20 protein-coding genes are annotated in these 19,975 nt (G+C 46.7%); 13 read left to right on the top strand and 7 right to left on the bottom strand.

The genetic code is table 11. The features are described from left to right. Positions 1 to 48 precede the first annotated feature (48 nt). The gene (locus QUA04_RS07715; protein WP_333255388.1) at positions 49 to 348 is read right to left on the bottom strand and encodes a contact-dependent growth inhibition system immunity protein; all 300 of its coding nucleotides are present in this window, start codon (positions 346 to 348) and stop codon (positions 49 to 51) included. Then, positions 345 to 884: an RNase A-like domain-containing protein gene (locus QUA04_RS07710; RefSeq protein ID WP_333255386.1), complete on the bottom strand. Its 540-nt coding sequence runs from the start codon at positions 882 to 884 to the stop codon at positions 345 to 347. The genes QUA04_RS07715 and QUA04_RS07710 overlap by 4 nt, the downstream gene beginning before the upstream one ends. A gap of 367 nt (positions 885 to 1,251) precedes the next feature. Here QUA04_RS07710 and rfbF point away from each other — a divergent pair, with 367 nt between their 5' ends. The 5 genes from rfbF (at position 1,252) to QUA04_RS07685 (ending at position 6,136) form a co-directional block, all read left to right on the top strand. After that, positions 1,252 to 2,028, top strand: a complete 777-nt coding sequence (gene rfbF / locus QUA04_RS07705) for a glucose-1-phosphate cytidylyltransferase (protein WP_333255384.1) — start codon at positions 1,252 to 1,254, stop codon at positions 2,026 to 2,028. Between the two features lie 204 nt (positions 2,029 to 2,232). Further along, the gene (locus QUA04_RS07700; protein ID WP_333255382.1) at positions 2,233 to 3,297 is read left to right on the top strand and encodes an acyl-CoA dehydrogenase family protein; all 1,065 of its coding nucleotides are present in this window, start codon (positions 2,233 to 2,235) and stop codon (positions 3,295 to 3,297) included. An 84-nt stretch (positions 3,298 to 3,381) separates the two neighbouring features. Then, a complete protein-coding gene (locus QUA04_RS07695; protein WP_333255380.1) occupies positions 3,382 to 4,113 on the top strand; it encodes a cyclase family protein in 732 nt (243 codons plus the stop codon). Positions 4,114 to 4,289: 176 nt separating this feature from the next. After that, a complete protein-coding gene (locus QUA04_RS07690) occupies positions 4,290 to 5,036 on the top strand; it encodes a DUF1995 family protein (RefSeq protein ID WP_333255378.1) in 747 nt (248 codons plus the stop codon). Positions 5,037 to 5,365: 329 nt separating this feature from the next. Next, positions 5,366 to 6,136, top strand: a complete 771-nt coding sequence (locus tag QUA04_RS07685; RefSeq protein WP_333255376.1) for a metallophosphoesterase family protein — start codon at positions 5,366 to 5,368, stop codon at positions 6,134 to 6,136. Positions 6,137 to 6,314: 178 nt separating this feature from the next. On the opposite strand, the gene QUA04_RS07680 is transcribed toward QUA04_RS07685, so the two are convergent. After that, a complete protein-coding gene (locus QUA04_RS07680; RefSeq protein ID WP_333255374.1) occupies positions 6,315 to 7,166 on the bottom strand; it encodes a M48 family metallopeptidase in 852 nt (283 codons plus the stop codon). 102 nt (positions 7,167 to 7,268) lie between these two features. On the opposite strand from QUA04_RS07680, the gene QUA04_RS07675 reads away from it, so the two are divergent. After that, entirely contained in the window at positions 7,269 to 7,400 is a 132-nt protein-coding gene (locus QUA04_RS07675) for a hypothetical protein (RefSeq protein WP_333255372.1), read from the top strand. A gap of 138 nt (positions 7,401 to 7,538) precedes the next feature. Continuing rightward, positions 7,539 to 8,063, top strand: coding sequence for a DUF4330 domain-containing protein (locus QUA04_RS07670; protein ID WP_333255369.1), 525 nt, complete (start codon positions 7,539 to 7,541; stop codon positions 8,061 to 8,063). A 316-nt stretch (positions 8,064 to 8,379) separates the two neighbouring features. Here QUA04_RS07670 and QUA04_RS07665 read toward each other — a convergent pair whose 3' ends face one another. Further along, complete coding sequence (locus QUA04_RS07665) at positions 8,380 to 9,285, bottom strand: alpha/beta hydrolase (RefSeq protein ID WP_333255367.1); 906 nt, start codon at positions 9,283 to 9,285, stop codon at positions 8,380 to 8,382. Positions 9,286 to 9,814: 529 nt separating this feature from the next. Between QUA04_RS07665 and QUA04_RS07660 the strand changes: the two genes are divergently transcribed. Beyond that, positions 9,815 to 10,429 carry a hypothetical protein gene (locus QUA04_RS07660; RefSeq protein ID WP_445242298.1) on the top strand — a complete coding sequence of 205 codons (615 nt, stop codon included), beginning with the start codon at positions 9,815 to 9,817 and terminating at the stop codon, positions 10,427 to 10,429. Here QUA04_RS07660 and QUA04_RS07655 read toward each other — a convergent pair. After that, positions 10,397 to 11,329, bottom strand: coding sequence for a hypothetical protein (locus QUA04_RS07655; RefSeq protein ID WP_333255363.1), 933 nt, complete (start codon positions 11,327 to 11,329; stop codon positions 10,397 to 10,399). The two genes, QUA04_RS07660 and QUA04_RS07655, sit on opposite strands and share 33 nt — an antisense overlap. Positions 11,330 to 11,581: 252 nt before the next feature. On the opposite strand from QUA04_RS07655, the gene QUA04_RS07650 reads away from it, so the two are divergent. The 5 genes from QUA04_RS07650 to QUA04_RS07630 all read left to right on the top strand — a co-directional run bounded on the left by QUA04_RS07650 (position 11,582) and on the right by QUA04_RS07630 (position 17,671). Continuing rightward, entirely contained in the window at positions 11,582 to 11,797 is a 216-nt protein-coding gene (locus tag QUA04_RS07650; RefSeq protein ID WP_333255361.1) for a hypothetical protein, read from the top strand. Positions 11,798 to 12,444: 647 nt separating this feature from the next. Then, on the top strand, positions 12,445 to 13,347 hold the full coding sequence (locus tag QUA04_RS07645) for an MBL fold metallo-hydrolase (RefSeq protein WP_333255359.1): 903 nt from the start codon (positions 12,445 to 12,447) through the stop codon (positions 13,345 to 13,347). A 389-nt stretch (positions 13,348 to 13,736) separates the two neighbouring features. Then, entirely contained in the window at positions 13,737 to 14,951 is a 1,215-nt protein-coding gene (locus QUA04_RS07640; RefSeq protein ID WP_333255357.1) for a bifunctional riboflavin kinase/FAD synthetase, read from the top strand. Between the two features lie 163 nt (positions 14,952 to 15,114). Continuing rightward, a complete protein-coding gene (locus QUA04_RS07635; RefSeq protein WP_333255355.1) occupies positions 15,115 to 16,023 on the top strand; it encodes a MoxR family ATPase in 909 nt (302 codons plus the stop codon). 61 nt (positions 16,024 to 16,084) lie between these two features. Continuing rightward, complete coding sequence (locus QUA04_RS07630; RefSeq protein WP_333255353.1) at positions 16,085 to 17,671, top strand: amidase family protein; 1,587 nt, start codon at positions 16,085 to 16,087, stop codon at positions 17,669 to 17,671. Positions 17,672 to 18,148: 477 nt separating this feature from the next. Here QUA04_RS07630 and QUA04_RS07625 read toward each other — a convergent pair whose 3' ends face one another. Further along, entirely contained in the window at positions 18,149 to 19,348 is a 1,200-nt protein-coding gene (locus QUA04_RS07625; protein ID WP_333255351.1) for a glycosyltransferase, read from the bottom strand. 383 nt (positions 19,349 to 19,731) lie between these two features. Then, the gene (locus QUA04_RS07620; RefSeq protein ID WP_333255349.1) at positions 19,732 to 19,938 is read right to left on the bottom strand and encodes a hypothetical protein; all 207 of its coding nucleotides are present in this window, start codon (positions 19,936 to 19,938) and stop codon (positions 19,732 to 19,734) included. Positions 19,939 to 19,975: the final 37 nt, after the last annotated feature.

The raw sequence follows: 19,975 nt of genomic DNA, 5'->3' as shown, positions 1-19,975 counted from the left end.
GAACAAATTGTAGGGACATGGCGCCGTGCTCTTACAAATATATAGATTTTAGCTGGGATTTTTTAAAGATTTTTGCACCGATTCCAACCACTCTCGGACTGTTTTATTTTCGGATTGTGGGTCGTAGTAACACCCTAATTCATCGAGGACGAATGCTTCTAAATCGGCTGGGGCGATCGGCATTTCGAGCAGTTTGCTGAGTTCTTGCGATGCAGCTTCAACACTTGGGCGCGGTTCGCTGCTGCGGTAGTTGTTCACTACATCGCTGGGAGTGTCAGCTTCTAACGGCCAGTCTTGGTGAAAGTAGGAACTGAAAAATTGGGTTAAATGAGGAAATTGATTGATCATTGGGGATAAGCTGTGAGAATAAAGTATCCGGGAGGTAATTTGGCGCTGCGCTGGAGGACGATTCTCAGGCGAGATGTTGAAGTTGCTTTGGATGCGCGGCGACGCAGAGTAATGCCAATTATTCTGTTGGCATTGTAGTCGATCGTATAACGATTACCTCGGCTGTTCACCCAAGAGTCGATCGCACTTTGATTTCTGTTCATTGCTTCTGCAATAGCCGCTTCGGCGACGGAACGATCAGTAAAGGAAGATGCGGCAGAAATTGTCGTTTCGCTTGCGAGTCGCTGTGCTAGTTGTGCTTCTGTTTTACCAACGTGTCTCTCTAAAGTGTGTCCTCCTGCTGATTCGTGAAAGTCTAATCCGCCGCCCGGTATGTTGGGTACAAAAGCTACGGTGGTTTGTGGTAGGGGTGAGCCTTCCGGTGCAACAACCGTGGCGTAAACACCAGGTATAGCCGATTGGAATAATATAATTATTGAGGCGATCGCACAGAGGATACCTAAAAACTTTTTTAGGCGATCGAGTTTATTTTTCATTGCTGTTGAATCTATTTCTTATATTTAGTATAGGTATTTGCTCTTCTTTTGTCTATTTATTAATCGACTCTTAATAAGTTAAAAATTGCGCTGTATTCAAATATACTGTCCGCAGTACCCACCTACTGTTAGTTAGAAAGTTCGCGCAGCATTCAAATACACGGTGCGGTCGCGCGCACCCTACGATTATTCCTAAATAGAGGTAAATAGAGGGTGCTGGGCGCCCAGCCTACAATTATTGAGAATAGTTTGTGATTTCTGTGGTTTACAAAGCTTCACTCAGTATGAGAAAAAGTTAATAATTCTTTGAATAAATCACTGATGATTGATGATAAATTAATTGATCATCTTTATAAAAATAAAAAAAATGCAAGTAGTTATCCTAGCAGGTGGTCTGGGTACTCGTCTCAGAGAAGAAACAGAATTTCGTCCCAAACCCTTAGTTGAGGTAGGGGGGCATCCAATTATTTGGCACATCATGAAAATCTATGCACACTACGGTTTCCAAAACTTTATTGTGTGCTTGGGCTATCGCGGCAACATGATTAAAGAATATTTCCTCAATTATGAAGCCATGAACAATGACTTTACTATCTGTCTGGGACGGCAAAATACCATCACTTATCACGAGGAACATCTCGAACAAGATTTTAAAGTGACACTAGCTGAAACTGGCGCGGCAAGCATGACGGGAGGGCGGGTAAAACGGATCGAAAAATATATCGATCGCGAGAATTTCATGGTGACATACGGCGATGGAGTTGCTGATGTCGATATTGACGCCTTGATGGATTTTCACAAATCTCACGGGAAGCTGGCAACTGTCACTACATTTCGCCCGATTTCTCGCTTTGGAATTTTGGAGGTAGATAGCGATAGCCGCGTAGTTCAATTTACTGAAAAACCTCAAATCGACGGCTGGATCAGTGTTGGGTATATGATATTTAACCGCCGGGTATTTGAGTATTTGGGGGGAGATGATTGTATTTTAGAACAAGAGCCGATGCAGCGTTTGGCTGCAGATGGACAGTTGATGGCTTACCGTCATGACGGCTTCTTCTTTGCGATGGATACTTTTCGAGAATACAAGTATTTAAACGAACTTTGGGATGAAGGCAAGGCTCCTTGGAAAGTGTGGAAATAAGTTAGTTTGGGGGCGGGAATTTCTCCCCGCCCCACATAATTTTGACACAAAATCACTATAAAATGACTTCAGAAACCCGGTTTATTCGTAGATTTATCGTGGCTCGTCGCAAAACTCGTAGAAACCGGGTTTCTAGCTAGCTATGCGTGGGCTATACAACTTTCCGAAGTAAGGGTAAAAATTACGATAAAATAATTCTAAAAAATGGATTTCCAAGATATTCTCAACAGCACAGAAACTTACCTACAAAAGTGCGTTGCACCACACGCGGAAATTATTGACAGCGACTCGGAAGCGCTAAAAACAGCAGTTGCGGGATTGGAAGATCGATCGCTCTTAGCATTGCGAGTTCCCCAAAAATGGGGCGGTGCCGAGATTGCACCGGAGATTTTTTACCAATATCAGGAATTGACGGCTCGATATTCCGGCGCTTTGTCTTTCCTGCAAACTCAGCACCACAGCGCAACTGCGATGATTGCCAACAGCGACAATGAAATGCTAAAAAGCAGATACTTGCCCGCGATCGCCCAAAAAGAGTTACGCTTGGGTATTGGGTTTTCGCATTTGAGGCGATCGGGCAATCCGGCCGTCACCGCAACTCCCACAAAAGCGGGCTATTTATTGTCAGGAAAAGTTCCTTGGGTAACAGGTTTTCGCTTGTTTCAAAAGTTTATTGTAGCGGCGGTACTTCCTGACGAACGCGCTGTTTTCGGTTTAGTGCCTTTTGCCAATATTGAAGGCGAATATGGTAAAATAGCTTGTAGCGAAATCATGCAGTTAATCGCCATGAACTCGACTAATACTGTGACAACCACTCTAGATAATTGGTTGCTGCATGAATCGGAAATAATTTCACTTAAACCTGTCGGCTGGATTTCGGAAAACGACAGCAAAAATATACTGAATTTTGTTCCGGGTACTTTTGGGTGTATTCGAGCGGGATTGGATGTAATTGCAGTAGCGGCGGCTGCTAAGAATTCACCTTTTATAACGGTGGCTTGCCAAAAACTAGAGCAAAAGCTCGATCGGCTAAAACAGAATTTCTCACAATCTCAACATAGCTCGAAAGCAGAACAATTAGCGATGCGAGCTCAAGCCATTGATTTAGCCGTGCGTTGCGGGCACGCTGGGGTTGCAGTTTCTAGCGGTGCTGCTAACGGTGCGGTACACCCGGCTGGGAGAGTTTATCGAGAAGCTTTGGTGTATACTGTTTCGGGGCAAACAAAGGATGTGATGGAAGCAACGCTCGATCGAGTAATCCAATTTTAGATTTTAGATTTTAGATTTTAGATTGAGATCGCAGAAGGTCAAAAACTCAACTGTGTTTAATAAATAATAGATATATTTAACCTGATGACAAACAACTTTAAGTCAAATAACTTAAAAACGATCGCCTACAGCAAAATTGTAGACTTAACCCATGCAATTCACCCAAATATTCCCATCTGGCCGGGTGATCCAGCCACAGAAATTGCCACAGTATCTCAAATAGAAAAAAACGGCTATTTCCTGCGAAAATTCTCAATGGGAGAACACAGTGGCACTCACATCAACGCGCCCAACACCTTTTATGCAGGAGGCGCCAGCATTGATAATTATTCCCCGCAGTCGCTGGTTGTGCCGGCAATTGCGATCGACATCCGAAAGCAAAGTCTTGCCAATCCCGACTACACTTTAACAATTGATGATATATTGACTTGGGAACGGCAGCACAAACTTATAGAACCGGGAAATCTAGTTTTATTGTATACTGGGTGGCAAGAAAAATGGGATGACGAGAAAACATTTTTCAACCGAGACGCTCGCGGAATTTGCCACTTTCCCGGATTTGGCAAAGCAGCAACTCAATTTTTGCTAGAAGAACGCTCTATCACGGGAATTGGAACCGACACACACGGAGTCGATACCGGGCCAGATGAAAGTTTTGCGGTTAACAAATTGGTATTGGAAAAGCAGCGAATAGTGCTGGAGAATCTGGCAAATCTCGACTTGTTACCGACGACTGAAATCACTTTAGTTATCGGAATATTGCGCCTTTTGGGAGGTTCCGGTTCGCCCGTGTCGGTGTTAGCTTTTGTTGCTTGAGACGGTAAAACTTACATCTTGCACCATGCTCAAGAACAGGCAAGATGCCTGTTCCCCAAAGAGTGAATTTTCTTGTGAAACAGGCATCTTGCCTGTTCCTAAACAGGTAATTGAGAATGGTGCAATATCTCAGGTAAAATTAGATTGAGAAAAGTCGAGTAAAAACAATTAAATTAATGACAGAACTGCCCAAGGATCTCAACGAGGCGATCGCCCAATCCCGCATTGCCACCGCCGCTGCCCTCTCGGACGGCAAAACTCTACTGCAAGTCGAATTAGTATTTCCAGAAATCGCCCTGCAAGCACAGTCTATCACCCTAGAATTCCTCCCAGAATTTGAGGAAATCTACCCCGGAGTCAAAGTCTTTTTTCCCGACGCCGGTGCGGCAGCCCTCGCGCGCCGCGACTGGGGAGAAACACCGTTTAAAGTCACTGATTTGGGCAGCAGTCGCAGCCCTGTTGAAGATAAAATAGCACCGGAAGATCAACTTTTCATTTTGATCAATCCAGCAGCCGTAGAAGTTGCCCAAGTGGAAAAAATTTACATAGCTGCGGCCGGTCGCCCAGTAATTCTACTCAACCCGCGCCTGGAAGATGTTGCCACTATAGGTATAGGCTATGCGGGCCGCCAATTGCGCGATCGCTTCCTCAGCAAAATTGAATCCTGCTACTACATCAGACCCCTAGACACTGCTGCTTTATTCCGCTGCTACCCCCAATCGTGGCAAGTGTGGCTGGAAACAAACAACGAATACGAACTAATTTCTGAAACCGCCCAAAAACCAGTCGGAGACGATTTAGAGCGGATTTTAGCCAAAGCTCTCGGAACCGACGATCCTGACTCCACTACACCTGCCAAACCTGTAAAAAAGAAAGGTTTTTTGGCAGAACTCCAGACATTCCTCAAAGCTTTGACTCAGTGACAATCGTTAAGGCTCGATCGTATTTTAGGGTGTGTCAGCTAGGATTATTTTCGACTTAATCCGTCGGCTAATCGCTGATGCACCCTAAAGCGTGAAATAACTCACAGCTTTGCCTCACTAACAGCAGTTGCAGAAGCACAATTAACAGCTTGCCTGTGTTTCTATCAGTAGCTACGCAAACAGGTACTGGCGAGCTTTACAGAATCTTTATACAAAGCACTATAATGGGTGACACCCCTCCACCGTAAAAGAGGGGAGGCAAATAGCAGCAAAATCAGATGCTATAAGCTAGAGATGGGGCTTTTGAGTCAGGGAAGCGGATAAACACAATGGAGCATCGGCGCATTGTTATCGGGGACGTACACGGGCATTACGACGGCTTAATGACCCTGCTAGAGGCACTTGCCCCCAGCTCGAACGATCGCGTCTATTTTTTGGGAGACTTAATCGATCGTGGCCCCAAAAGCGCTCAGGTATTAGATTTTGTGCAGCAAAGCCCCTACCAAACTCTGTTGGGCAACCACGAACAACTGATGCTGGAAGCTTTGTCGGGGACACCGATGGATATGCGAGCGTGGCAATCTTGGCTCTACAGTGGCGGCGATGCGACAGTAGCGAGCTACAGAGATACAGGGATGATGCCGTACAAACACTTAGAGTGGCTGCGATCGCTCCCCACGCACCGGGATTTAGGGGACATCTGGCTAGTTCACGCCGGCGTTGACCCCCATCTGTCGATTGAGGAACAGTCGATCGAACAACTCTGTTGGATTCGCAGGGAATTTCACACCATGTCGAAACCCTATTTTCCGAATAAATTAATTATCACCGGTCACACGATCACCTTTACCTTTCATGGCGTCCGACCGGGCGAATTAGTCAGGGGCGAAGGGTGGTTGGATATTGACACGGGTGCTTATCATCCCAAAAGCGGCTGGCTGACAGGATTTGACCTCAGCTACCGCAGAGTTTATCAAGTAAATGTATTTAACAATCAAGTCCGAATTTTGCCGTTTGACGAAGTTGTTCGGCAATTGAAGCCGCAGCCGATTGCACCCCCGGAACCTGCGATGGATTCTGTTGTTCAACAGCAGTGTTAAATCAATTTGTAGTTTTAGGGTGCATCAGTTTAAGTTTGAGTGATTAAATCGAAATTGACCCGATCGCTGACGCACCCTACGAACTGGATTTGTTTTTTAATGAACCGCGAAGACGCGAAGATCGCGAAGTAAGAAAAGAGAAGAGAAAACAAGAGAGCCCCTGACAGATTGAGAATTGCTACGAACCTAAAAGTCTGCGGATTTCTAGCCTGTAATCCTCATTATTCAAACCTTCACCGCTAGCAAGAGCTGGATCTATAGCCTGTGAAATAGCAGCAATACGATCGGCAGTAGCCGGGTGAGTGCTCAAAATGCTAGGAGGAGAAGGCTTGTTGAGCAACTTTTTCATAAAATCAACCATCCCAGATTGAGCGTAGCCTGCTCGCCCCATTGTTTGCAATCCCAACTGATCCGCTTCATACTCAGCTTGGCGGCTGTGGGGGCGCCGCAAAGCCAATTCCACCCCAATCTGAACCGCCTGAGATCGATCGAGGCCTGTCGCCGAAGCTACACCTGAAGCTATGGCCATTTGACGCATTTGTTTAATCGCGTGGCGAGCACTAATGTGACCTATTTCGTGGGCGATCACACTGGCCAATTCTGCCTCATTGTCTGCCGCTGCCATCAAACCTTTATTCACATAAACAAAACCGCCCATTGTCGCAAAAGCATTAATATTGTCGTCGTCAATCACTTGAAAAGTATAAGGAATATCGGGGCGAGTGCTTTCTTGAGCGAGCCGCTGACCGATGCGGTTGATATATTCTGTAGTGTCCCGATCGCGGTCAATCTTAAACTCGCTGTTCGTTAACTGCTGATTAATTTGTTGGCCAATAGTCACCTCTTGGCGATCGGACATATTCGACAATTGAATAACTTGAATGCCCCGAAAAATCAGTTCAGGCAAAGAAAATGCTTGAGTCGGTTCCGGGGAAACCACCCCGATACCCGCAGCCACAATCAGGGACAGAAACAGATAAATCCCCCGGCCGCAAGTATGCCGGCAAGTCAACCAAAAACTTTTTAACATGAGTGATAGGTGCCAGAAGTTAGATAAAATTGTAGGAAAAACTCGAAAAGTCACTAAATAGGCAGACGTAATTTGAGGCTGCTTAGTTGCTATTCTAGCTTTTTGTCAATTTTTAACCGCGCCACCAGCTTCGGGGCGATCGAGCCAAGGCCAACCAACCGCCGTCAACTGCCTTCTGGTTTAAGTGCCCAAGTCATGCGGATTTTGGGCGATCGTTGTGGTAATATCTTTTAGCTTCAGGACTTACGCATCAATAAAGTATGTCATTGCCAGCGGTAGCTCAGCAATAGCAGCATCTGTTTTTCATCGATGTCTGGGTAAGTCCTGAGCTTGTAAACATACTCCTGTCGCTATCAGTTAATTAAGCGATTTATGAAAATTTTGGATTCTCAAGGCCGACTGTTCGGCAAACTCAGCATCCTAGACGTAGGTGCCGCTCTAATCGTACTGCTAGTTGCAGTCGGAATCTTCTTCTTTCCCGGCACTTCTGGCGGTTCCGTCGCCCAAGTCGGCACCAGTGTCAAACCTGTAGAAATTGATGCAATTGCGATCGGTCTCAAAGGGACAAACGTTCCAGATTTGTTCAAAGCAGGCGATAAAATCAATGTGGTGATCCGCAATCAACCCTCCGGTCAGATTACCATCAAATCTGTCAAAACTATCACCCGAACCCTAGCAGTTCCTCAGCCCAACGGCACTCTGAAAGCTCTCCCCGACCCCAGAGAAGAAGAATCCTTCAGCAAAAATATGATGTTTACCTTAGAGGGAAAAGGTCAACTTACTGAAAATGGCCCGGTTTTAGGTAATACGAAAGTCAAAATTGGCACTACGCTAGAGCTTGAAGGCAAAAAGTACATTTTCAACGCCAGCGTTATCGACGTGCGAGTAAAAGAATAGCTATTAGTCATTAGTCATTGCTAATGGGTAATTGGTAATGGGTAATTGGTAATTGGGAATTAATCTTCCTTCTTCCCTCTTCCTCAATCCGTTACAGCCGTTATATCCATTCAGGTTACAGCGGAATTGATATAAACGGAAGACACGGCAGTGCCGTTTCCCTACAATTAATTGGGGTAGGGAAACGGCACTGCCGTGTCCTCATGGTTCCAGTCCGCACGCGCCTACCACTGTGGGGTAATATTAATTCCGATGCTACCGGATTTGATATTACATCCGTTACATCCGAATAAAGCGAATCCGTTGCCGAACTTCTTCACCCTTCCGAAAGCAATTTTAAGTATTGCCTAATTAAGCCAATCGTGACAGCGGGAATCTCTAACTGCGGAGTCAAACCTACATTCTCCAGAGGTTGAAAAACTTTGATTGCTTCGGGGTTGAGGTTGGCCAACCGCTGGCCGATATCGGGCCCGGTAAACTGCGATTTTTCTCCCCAAATAATCGCTGTCGGCGTTGTTAGCTGAGTGATGTACAGCGACAAATCAAAGCACAAATCTCCCCGCACAAAAGACAGGGCCGCATATTCTGCATTTGGTTCCAAAGCAGATTCGAGGTAAGCATCAACAATTTCTTGGTAAACGCGACGGGAATCGGCAAATTGGCGTTGTTCTAGGAAGCTACGGATGCCACCGTCTGTGGCGATTCCGGTACTGTAGAGCAATTTGTCTAAAATCGGCGTGTTGACTAGCTTAGCGAAGAAACTGCTGCCGTAATCTTGTCCGAAATCCGACAAACCGCTGGGTATCGTCAAAATTAGGGATTTGAAGAGATCCGGCCGTGCGATCGCAGCTCGAATCGCGATCGCCCCCGTTAACGAAGAAGCAATCACATCTGTCGGACTGCCGCAAGTTTTTTCTAGAAATTCGATCAAAGTTGTGATATAATCTTCAACCTGATAATTTCTTGCCGGATGTTCTGATCGCCCCCAACCGATTAAATCAGGTGCTAAAATTCGATATTCTGTCGCAAAAGCCGGATAAACTTTCGACCATTCGTAGGCACTCGACCCGCCACCAAAACCGTGAAAAAATACTAAGTTTGGTTGATTTTCCGAAGTTGAGGTCGGCAACCCCATCCAAGGCATTTTTTCAGCAGTGTAGTAAACCATTCTGCCGAGAGAAGTAACTATTGATCGCTGACCGAAGCCGAGGGGTACAAGCATAAACTAACCTCAATCGCTGTAATATTTTAGATTCTTTTGAGCCGCCCCGTCTTTGTTTAAAAAACTTGCAAAGCTCGTGGCGTTTTTGTAAAGATTGAGTAATGATTTAAATCTATTTTAGTACAGGTTAAGCGTGAAACTACAGACAGCAAGTAAGTTTTGCGATTTGGGCAATTAGGCTGTGTAGTTATCCTTACCCTTGCAAACTACCGCCGATCGGAGATAATAGCAAAATGATGGGTAAGACCCCTCACCAAAATAGAGTCTGTTCGCCAACCCCGAAAGCAGGCGCTCGGAAAGCAGGAGTATTAGAACTTGCTTTCAGGCAGGCAGCAGGTTGGCCCACGCTCGCCAATCACGAATCATTAATCACGATATTTTGCGGAGCAGTGGCTTTTGAGGTCGAAAGTCTTTGTTGGAGGGCGGGCGCTCGGGTTTCGATTCCTAATCGCAGGTTTGGCAATCACGGGCACCGCCGTTATCAATTCCCAAACACAAGAAACAATTAATCTCAGGGAGGTCTACTAAAATGCAACTGCTCAGGAAACGGGATCGCGAGGGTTTTATGGTTGATGCGAAAAGTCTTCAATCTGACGGGTTTGCAGAGTTTGATACAGCCTGTCGAAGCATGGATTTAAATGGCAAAAAGTCTTTTGTTGCCATTCCAGAACGCTCAGGCGCAGGGTCAGAGGTGCGATCGCGCGCCACCGTACCTGCGATCGTCCGCGTAGCTTTAGAAGACTTGAAATGCTTTGAAGTAGTAGAACACCAGTTTGCACATTGGGGGGTGACTTTTAGCAATGCCGTCGCCATCCAACCTTCAAACCCAGCATTTTTTACGGGTTCTGGGGCAACAGTGTTAATGGGAGCCCCCAAAAGCGGACTGATAGAAGTAACTTTTAAGTATCCAGTTCGCTGGGTGTCAGGACTTGTCACCAGTTCCCGGCGAACTGTTTTATCTGCTTGTGACATTGACGGCAACCCAATTGTTCAGGATGAAATGCCGGCGCCCAATCTGGTCGGGTCTAATTCTCCGATCGCCCCTAGGGCTCCCCTGCGGGTAAAAGCTCGGAATATTCATAAAATTACTTTTTACGCTTTTGATGGTCAGCTAATAGTCGATGACTTGATGTTTGGATTTTAAAGCCATGCCATAAGTAGCATCCCAAGTCTGCAAACCTTCGAGAAGGGCATTGCGGACTAAAGCTTCTGGTTCCCGACTCAGCATCAGGCGAAAGCACTCGGCAGCGCGGGAACGGGCGATCGAACTTTTGACTGAACTCACAGGACCAAACCCACCCTTATTCACCAAATCAGTCATTTGTCGCACTGCAATCAAACGCTTCACGGGGTCAGCATCAGTCAAATCCGCCAGAATGCGATCGAGCGCCACTTCATCTTTTGCGGCCCTCCGACTCAACGCTTGCCGCAGCAACAGCCCTGCAATCGCGATCGTCCCCAAATTCTGCAAAATCAGGCTCAAAGCCATCCAGTGGCTCTCGGAGTCCGCCCAAATCGCCAAACTCATGTAAGCGCCCAAGGTAGCAATGCCACCCGTACCCACCGCTAAAACAAATCGGCGGTTCGGGCCCTGCCAAAATTGCTCGCCTTTGGCTCGCAGCAATTGCCAGTCCCACGACTGCCCTCGGTAAACCAGCATCATCGCTGCTATCCCCAGGCCTGTGGAAAACAGTAACTCACTGTTCCACAACCCCCAAACTCCTGCCAGGGTGACAACTGCCAGCCAACCTTTTGCTCTAGTCAAACGCTCTAGCAGCCACTTGAGAAGAGCAGTAGAATACACAGGCGATCGGGCCGACTCGCTCTTGCCACCTACCCTCCGGCGTCTTGTTTCGGCAGTCCGGCTTGTGGCTGCTGGGGTTCCCGGCGGGCGATCGTCCGAACTAAATTCCCTCAAAGCTTTGCCCTGAGTCATTTCTAAGGACCATTCGCTCAAGGGGAGCGATTCGAGTTGCAAAGTGCGATCGGGTACTTTCACAGGCGATCGATTCAGCTTGGTGGTAGTTTTTTTAACTTGATTCATACTGACTTTTTTGAAAAATAACTTAAAGTTATCCAGGCGTTTTTAACACTGATTTAGATTCTTGGTAAACAAGAGTCTTAGACTATATGATACCGGAAATTTCAACCCGTGGCGAGTACCGCAACGGCACCAAATTCCGAGAAATCATTACCCAAAATAGGGTTCTTGAAGATTTTTGAGAAAAGCACAACAGGTTAATAACAAATATTTTTGCATCACTCTTGAGACAGAAGGTCGATCGACGTTAAGCTGATGGCAAAAAAACGAAATTTTTTAATTTCAGAAAATAGGGGAATTTTAAGTGATTCAATTCATCCGGCAAGAAATGCCGACGAAAATTTAGCCTTTTGCCTGCTGGCTGGGGATGTCGCTGCTACCCCGGTGTCAGATGAGGCTGGGTTTAGCTTGACCGCTAGCTGGACGAACCGCAGCCCCGAAGCCGGCAGAGAATCCAGACAATATGGCTGATAATTAATAGCAGGAGCATTCCTAAACTGCTAAGATTTTTGAATTAATGGGAGTTGAGTTAATTAAACCGGGTTCTGGTAAAAAGGAGTCCCTGATGCTCATGGGCAGGGGTTCAATGGGGAGCATCTCAAGTCGGGTAAATTAACCGTCATTTTTGTAGAGGCGCGTTCACGCCCGATGATCCGCAAGATCAGCCAGATATCGGCGTAAAGCTGCCCCGTCACCTAGCATATTATGGTCGATCGACCGGACTAGATAGCACCAAAGCTATCATCCAGGTTCCAACCCGTAAAGCAGCAAGGCAAACAACCGACCGCGCGATCGTGTTCGACAAGTGCGGAGGCTGGAAAAACAGCGGCTTTTGACCAAACTCAGACAGCACTGCTGCCCCAAAGTGTGTCTGCGGAGGTTAGGCTAGTGAATAGAGGAAAAGAAGAGTTACGATCGAGACTTGATTCGTCTACGTTGTAATTTATTACTCAGTTGTCAAGCCCAACAGTTTTGCATTCTCGCGATGAGCGAGACTCTTGGCACTTCCAACAAGTGGGGAACTCGACCGTCAAAGAACTTGGGTTTGATGGTAAAGCCCTTAGTAATATGTAAACACCTTACCGATAACTCGCCGCAACAATCTTGCAAGAAAACCCATGTCTAGTATGCAAAACCAATTCACGGTTCACTTCTGGGGCGTTAGAGGTAGCATAGCGTCTCCCGGGGCAGAAACAGTACGTTACGGGGGCAACACGCCCTGTGTAGAAATGCGAGTAGGTGACAGTCGCCTAATTTTCGATGGTGGTACTGGATTGCGGGTTTTGGGACAAACTCTCCTGTCCCAGATGCCCGTAAAAGCTCATATGTTTTTTACTCACTCTCACTGGGATCACATTCAAGGATTCCCATTTTTTGTCCCAGCTTTTATTCCTGGGAACTGCTTTCATATCTATGGGGCTATTGCTCCTAATAAGGCTACTATCCAGCAGCGCCTCCACGACCAGATGTTGCACCCCAATTTTCCGGTGCCCCTGCAAATTATGGGGGCAGACCTGAAATTTAACGATATAGAAGTGGGCCAACCGCTGGAACTCGGAGAGATTAAGGTGGAAACTGCTTTGTTGAACCATCCGGGGGAAGCTATAGGCTACCGCGTCAACTGGCGGGGGTATTCGGCTGCTTACGTGACTGATACCGAACATTTTCCCGATCGTTTAGACGAAAATGTGCTGCATTTGGCTCAGGATGCTGAGGTGCTGATCTACGACGCTACTTATACCGATGAGGAGTATTATTCGGAGAAGAGCAGCAAGGTCGGCTGGGGACATTCGACTTGGCAGGAAGCGGTGAAGGTGGCAAAGGCTGCTAATGTCAAAAAGTTGGTGATTTTTCACCACGACCCCCTGCACAATGACGAGTTTTTAGACAAGGTGGGAGAACAAGTGGCTCAAAGGTTCCCGAATAGTTTGATGGCGCGGGAAGGTTTGTCGTTACAATTGCTGCCTCCTAATAACGATTTGTCTGAAGCGTTGGTGCAAGCGCCTCAAGTGCATGTCTGAGGGATGTGAGATTGCCAGATGGTTCTGAAATCTTGATCGGTGAAATCTGACATTTAAGCGAGGCCTGACCGAAAGCATCCAGGATACAAGCCCCCGGATTCATCCGTCCAGAAATAAAAAACCTGTATGCGATAAAGGAGTCCCCGAATTTATCCGTGGGGTCAATGCTTCAATTCTTTAATCGAAAATCGAAAATCGAAAATCGAAAATCAATTGACCTCACTCAACGACGGATACCGTGCCACGTACTCCTGTCGTGGAAAACCAAAAAGTTTAGACCCTAGTTCAAGCTTCCAGATTTATCTGTGGAGTCAATTCTAAAATCTAAAATCTAATATCTAACATCGACTGGCGATCGCAATCTGGCTAAGTATGTCAAAATTTTAAGCGTGTGGGTAACTTCTTCTTGTACCGCTGCTCTGACTCCAACTTCTGTTGCCTTGGGAAACTTTGATGGTTTGCACCTAGGGCATCGACAAGTCGTGCAGCCAATTTTAAATCGATCGCTTGGGCAAAATTCTGCGACGGTTATTGCGTCGGGGCCAAATTTGCGCTCCAACGCTGGCAGAGATGAAAATTTGGAAAGCGAACCTCCGGCGACCTGCTACAACGACTCAGCAGCACTGCCCGTTCAATCTGGCAGCAGCCATAATTTCGATGGTTTGATAGGCCCTAGGGCCGACGGCAACAGCCTCTCTGGGATCGATTCTGATGGGGTTGATCGGCTTTACAGCACTGTGGTGACATTCGATCCGCACCCGCAAGAATTCTTTACTGGTCAACCGAAAAAACTGCTAACACCTCTGGCAGAAAAGGTAGAATTGCTCGCAGCAATGGGCGTCGAGCAACTTGTCCTGCTGCCGTTCGATCGAGAATTGGCGGCTTTGACTGCTTCTGAGTTTGTCGAGGAAATTTTGGTGCGGCAACTAAAAGCGAGTCGAATTAGTGTGGGGGTTGATTTTCGGTTTGGACGGGGACGCGCAGGGACGGCTGTGGATTTGCAGTCGCTCGCCTCTGGTTACGGTATTGATGTTGCTCTTGTACCCCTGCACAATTGCGGTGAGGGCGATCGGATCAGCAGTTCTGCAATCCGCGAAGGTCTGGCATCAGGTGACCTCACAAGAGCGAATCAGTTGCTGGGGCGACCTTACAGTTTGGTGGGGACTGTGGTTGGGGGACAGCGGCTGGGTAGGACGATCGGATTTCCTACTGCTAATATCGAACTGCCGCCGGAAAAATTTTTGCCCCGTTTTGGCGTGTACGCGGTGCGAGTCTCGGTGAAGGATCGGGGAGGAATTATGAAAGATGAAAGTTCTTCCTATAATTGGGAAAATTCCCCATCTATAATCCCCGGCAAAGCATCAGATTTATCTTTTGTCAATGGGGTGATGAATGTTGGTTGCCGGCCGACAGTAGACGGCCTACAACCCACTGTGGAAGTTCACCTGTTAGATTGGTCTGGGGATTTGTACGGTCAAACCTTGAGCGCGAGTTTGGTAGAGTTTTTGCGGCCCGAACAAAAATTCGCTTCTCTGGATGCTCTCAAAACTCAAATTCAGGCAGATTGCGATATTGCTAGAAGCCTCTTAGCTGCTAAAGTCTAATAATTATGCGATCTAGAACGGGCGATCGCTTTTAAAAATGGTGCAAGATGAGTCAGACTAAATTCTAGTTGTACAAATCCGCAGTCCGCGAGGCAAAGACTCCAGATTTTGGCAATTTGATGTTTGATCCACAATTAGCAATTAGCAATTAGCAATCAGGGATATGAGACAACATATTGAGCGGCTCAAACAAAATCTAGGCAAAACTATTGTTGGCAAAGCGGATGCTATTCGCTTGGTGCTGGTAGCCGTGCTTTCGGGGGGGCACGCGCTGCTGGAAGACGTGCCCGGTGTGGGAAAAACGCTGCTGGCGAAGTCTTTGGCGCGATCTATTGATGGCAAGTTTCAGCGGATTCAGTGCACCCCCGATTTGTTACCGACGGATATCACCGGTACTAATATTTGGAATCCGCGCAGCGGAGAGTTTGAGTTTTTGCCCGGGCCAGTTTTTGCTAATGTTTTGCTGGCTGATGAAATCAATCGGGCGACGCCGCGAACTCAGTCAGCTTTGCTGGAAGTGATGGAAGAAAAGCAGGTGACAGTAGATGGAGTTTCTCGAAATGTTCCGGCGCCGTTTTTTGTGATTGCGACTCAGAACCCGATCGAATATCAAGGCACTTTTCCGCTACCGGAAGCTCAAATGGATCGGTTTACTTTGTCTTTGACTTTGGGCTATCCCGCTGCATTGGAAGAGTTGCAAATGTTGGAACGGCTTTCTGATAGTTTTGCAGTGGAAGATTTGCAGCCTTGTATTTCTTTGGAACAGGTGCAGGAATTGCGGCGTTTGTGCGCTGCTGTGAAGGTGGAAGGCTCTTTGAAACAGTATATGGTAGATTTGGTGCGATCGACGCGGGAGGATGAGGAGATTACTCTGGGGGTGAGTCCCCGGGGTGCGGTGGCTTTGCACCGGGCGTCCCAGGCTTTGGCATTTATGGAGGGCCGGGATTTTGCTACTGATGATGATGTTAAGTATGTGGCGCCGCACGTACTGTCTCACCGTTTGATTCCGGCAGGCGGAAAGAGGGCTAAGGCAATTGTTGACAAGTTGTTGCGGTCTGTTCCTATTCCTTAAAAAGTTTGTAAGTAGGCTGCTTTAATTAAAGGAACAGGGGCGTTGCTGAATACAGGTATGAATGGAAGATTTCCCAATTGCTATAAGCCCGTTTGAGGGTGAGTTTTGTAACATCAAGCGAAAAGTTGATTCATACGCCAGAATCAGCAACGCCGAAGGGGTTGTCGTGGCAGATCCTGCCTCGATGCCTCATCTAAATGCTAGGAATGGAACAACCATGTCGGATCAAGAACTTTGTTACTTATCAGCAACCGAAGCGATCGCTCTTTTTCAGAAACGTCAACTTTCGCCAGTAGAATTGGTGCAAGCATTAATCACACGAACCGAACAAGTTAATCCGCTCATCAACGCTTATACTTATACTTTTTATGAACGTGCTCTCAGCGCCGCTAAACAAGCTGAAGCTAAGTACAATCAGACAGACGGCAACCCTCGCCCCTTAGAAGGAATCCCTCTGGCAATTAAAGACTTACACGCCATCAAAGGTGAGATTACCACCTATGGCTCAAAACTTTTTGCTGATAACCGCGACAGCCACACCATTCCAACTGTTGAACGACTCCTCCAGGCTGGTGCAATTCTGCTAGCCCGCACTACCACCGCTGAATTAGGCGCAGCCATCGTTACCCACAGTCCTTTATGGGGTGTAACTCGTAACCCTTGGAATCGGCAATTTAGCCCAGGTGGTTCTTCGGGTGGCTCTGCTGCTGCCTTAGCTGCTGGCATAATTACTTTAGCCGATGGCTCGGACTATGGGGGTTCAATTCGCATCCCGGCTTCCTGCTGTGGCGTATTTGGCTTTAAACCTCCCTTTGGTCGCAACCCCAGCGATAATCCTTACAATCTGGATGTCTATAGCCATTACGGCCCAATAGCACGAACAGTGTCTGATGGTGCTTTGATGCAGAATGTAATGTCTGGCTATGATCGAGGTGATATTATGACTCTAAAAGAGCGGGTTATAATTCCACAAAATTTAGCTGACATTCGGGGCTGGAAAATTGCTTATTCGTTGGACTTAGGTTACTTTGAAGTGGCTCCCGAAGTGCAGCAAAATACTCTCCAAGCTGTTGAGATATTTCGGTCTTTAGGCTGTCAAGTCGAAGAAGTAGAAATTGGTTGGACGATGGCTAATCTTGATGCTTTTATGACTCATGCTGCCCCTGGAATTGGGGGAGTTTTACGAGACTTACCTGAAGATTATTATTCTCAATTATCAGATTATGTGGTCTACCTTCTAAGAAGGAGTCGAGAAATTTCAGCGCTGGAATTACTCGCCACCCATCAGGTAAGAGCCAAAATGTATGAAGAATTAGCACCGATTTTAGAACAATATAATGTGCTGATTTGCCCAACTACAGCGGTGCCGTCAGTCCCAGCCCAGCATTCACCCCTTGACCCCCTTTTTCAGATTAATAACCAACCTGTGCAAGCTTTGATCCAATGGGCGATGACTTATCCTTTTAATATGCTGAGCCAATGTCCTGTCGCGAGTGTTCCTAGTGGCTTTTCAAGTTCTGGAATACCGACAGGGTTGCAAATTGTTGGGCGTACTTTTGATGATGAGAGTGTGTTTCGAGCTGCCGCCGCATTTGAACGAGTTCAGCCTTGGTTAAATACCTCTGAGTACCGACCAAAGTTGATTTAGTTTTATGGCGTTGCTGATTTCCGGTATGAAAGGCTAAATATGCCAGTCATATAAACCAGTATCCACAAAGCTTCTGGATTTTCAACTTATTTTTTTCATACCCCGGTTAAGCAACGCCGGAACAGGCTTTCCGGCCTGTTCCACAAACAATTAATTTTCCTTTGGGGTGGGCAGGAGATCCCGCCCTTGAAAGACTTATTAATCATGGTGCAAGATCTCATATCAAACCCGGTAGCATCGTCGGGCGTCACATCCAATCAACCGTCAACCATCACGGATGGTGCAACCGGAATCGATCTAATTCATCTGCGTTAATCTGTGTTTATCTGCCCTCATCTGCGGTAAAAAAAAGAAAATTTATTAACCGCAGATGACAATGGATTGACGCTGATTCACGCAGAGGTCGAGAAGAGATATATAAATAATTTCGATGCTAACAGATTTGATGTCAGTTAATCAATAGGTTTTGCACCATTCTCAAGCACTCTCAAACAGCGCCACTAATTTCTTTGCCTCTAAATCGACATTGTGTTGCTGAGCAACTCTCTCGGCTCCTGTTTTCCCCATTTGTTCTAGTTTTTCTACAGGTGCTTCCAATACCGCGCGCATTGCTACGGCTAATGCTTCTGCGGAACCGGGAGGAACTAACCAACCGCAAACACCGGGTTCTACGAGTTCCGGGATGCCAGCAACATAAGTGCTAATTACGGGCCGATTAAGAGCGAGGGCTTCCATAATTACGACGGGCAAACCTTCAGCAAAACTCGGCAATACCATTGCCCGTGAAGCTAAAATCTCTTGCTGAACTCGATCGCCACTGGCCCAGCCGGTAATTTCTATATGATTTTGCAGGCCGAGTTGCAGAATCTGCTTTTCAATATCCGATCGCAGCGGCCCGTCTCCTACGAGTACCAACTTAAACTCTAAGCCTTGAAGTGCTAGCAAGTTAGCAGCTTCTAGCAACAACAAATGACCTTTTTGTTCGCTGAGCCGCCCAACACAAGCTAAGCGGGGTGCGGCGGGTATGGGGACGTAGGGTGCAGCTAAAAATGCAGCATCTACGCCGCAGTGTATGACGTGAATTTTTGACCAAAAAGTGCGATCGCACCACCGAAAAAGCTGACTTTTACCGAAGGAACTAACCGCCGCTACAAAGGTCGATCGCTTAATTTTTTCATCTAAGGAAAGAAGTGTAGCTTTATCAAATTCTTCAGGGCCGTGAACGGTGAAACTGTAAGTCGGGCCGCCAAGCACGCGGCACAGCATTGCGACTGTTGTCGAATTTGTCCCGAAGTGAGCGTGAACGTGTGCTGTACCCGATTCTGCAAACCAATTTAAAAGAATGCAAGCTTCTGCTAAATAAGCTAGATGCAGCAAAATCCCCCGTTCCGAGTGCCAGCCAACTTTGAACATTAACCGCACAGCTTCGATGAATCGAATGGGTCTAGTTGCGGCAACGCGGAGCAAAGCCCACGCTAACCCCTGTACACCAACTCCTAATATTACTTTAGTCAATTCTTGCTCTAGTTTGTCGGCCTCATCAACGAGTTCTGACTCGCACGATCGGATAGAAAAACGTGCGACTTTCATGCCGCAATTTTCAACGGCTAGCACTTCTCTGCGGACAAAGCTGTGGCTGACTTTGGGATATTGGTTGACTAAATAAGCGATGTTCATGAACGGGGAGAAAATTTTATGGTAAAGCTTAGATTAGTTTAGCCTTTGGCTGCATTCCCTGGCCAACAAATTTAGCTGATTTGTTGAGCTTATTTGAGCATGGGTGGAGGGCGATCGCTTTTGGTGGAATGGCGGAAGTGACAGCGGGCCGATCGCTATTTAGGTCAGAGCAAATCAATCCACACATTTTTCATTTCAATACAATAGTAAGGACTATTTTTAGGTAGTAGTCACAAACCTTTGATTTTCCCGCGAGTACCTTTATCACCATGAAAGCCTTTTTTTAGGGTTCGCAATCAAAAACTGTCAGAAGTGTTTTCATATGCAAACCACTCCCAATCAGGTTTAACAGCCCCCAGATTGCCTCAATAATTGGTAATTCTTCAACGTGCAATTCCATCTAATTTCCTATTGTCACCTAAATTTTCCCGAAAATCACCAGCCCGAAAAATAATCGCCCAAATCCTCAAAAAACCAGCAACTCTCGCAACTCTCACAACTCCCCCAACTCTCACCACCAAAGATTTTTCTGAGGCGACTTGCTCTGCATCTACCCAAGATGACAGCAAATAAGGTAAAGTAAACGGCACAAGAGTCTAGAACTCTTCAACGACCGCAACTCGGCAA

The sequence above is a fragment of the Microcoleus sp. S13_C5 genome, from assembly GCF_036700845.1.
GTDB lineage: Bacteria > Cyanobacteriota > Cyanobacteriia > Cyanobacteriales > Microcoleaceae > Microcoleus.
This window is presented reverse-complemented; position numbering and strand designations above follow the sequence as displayed.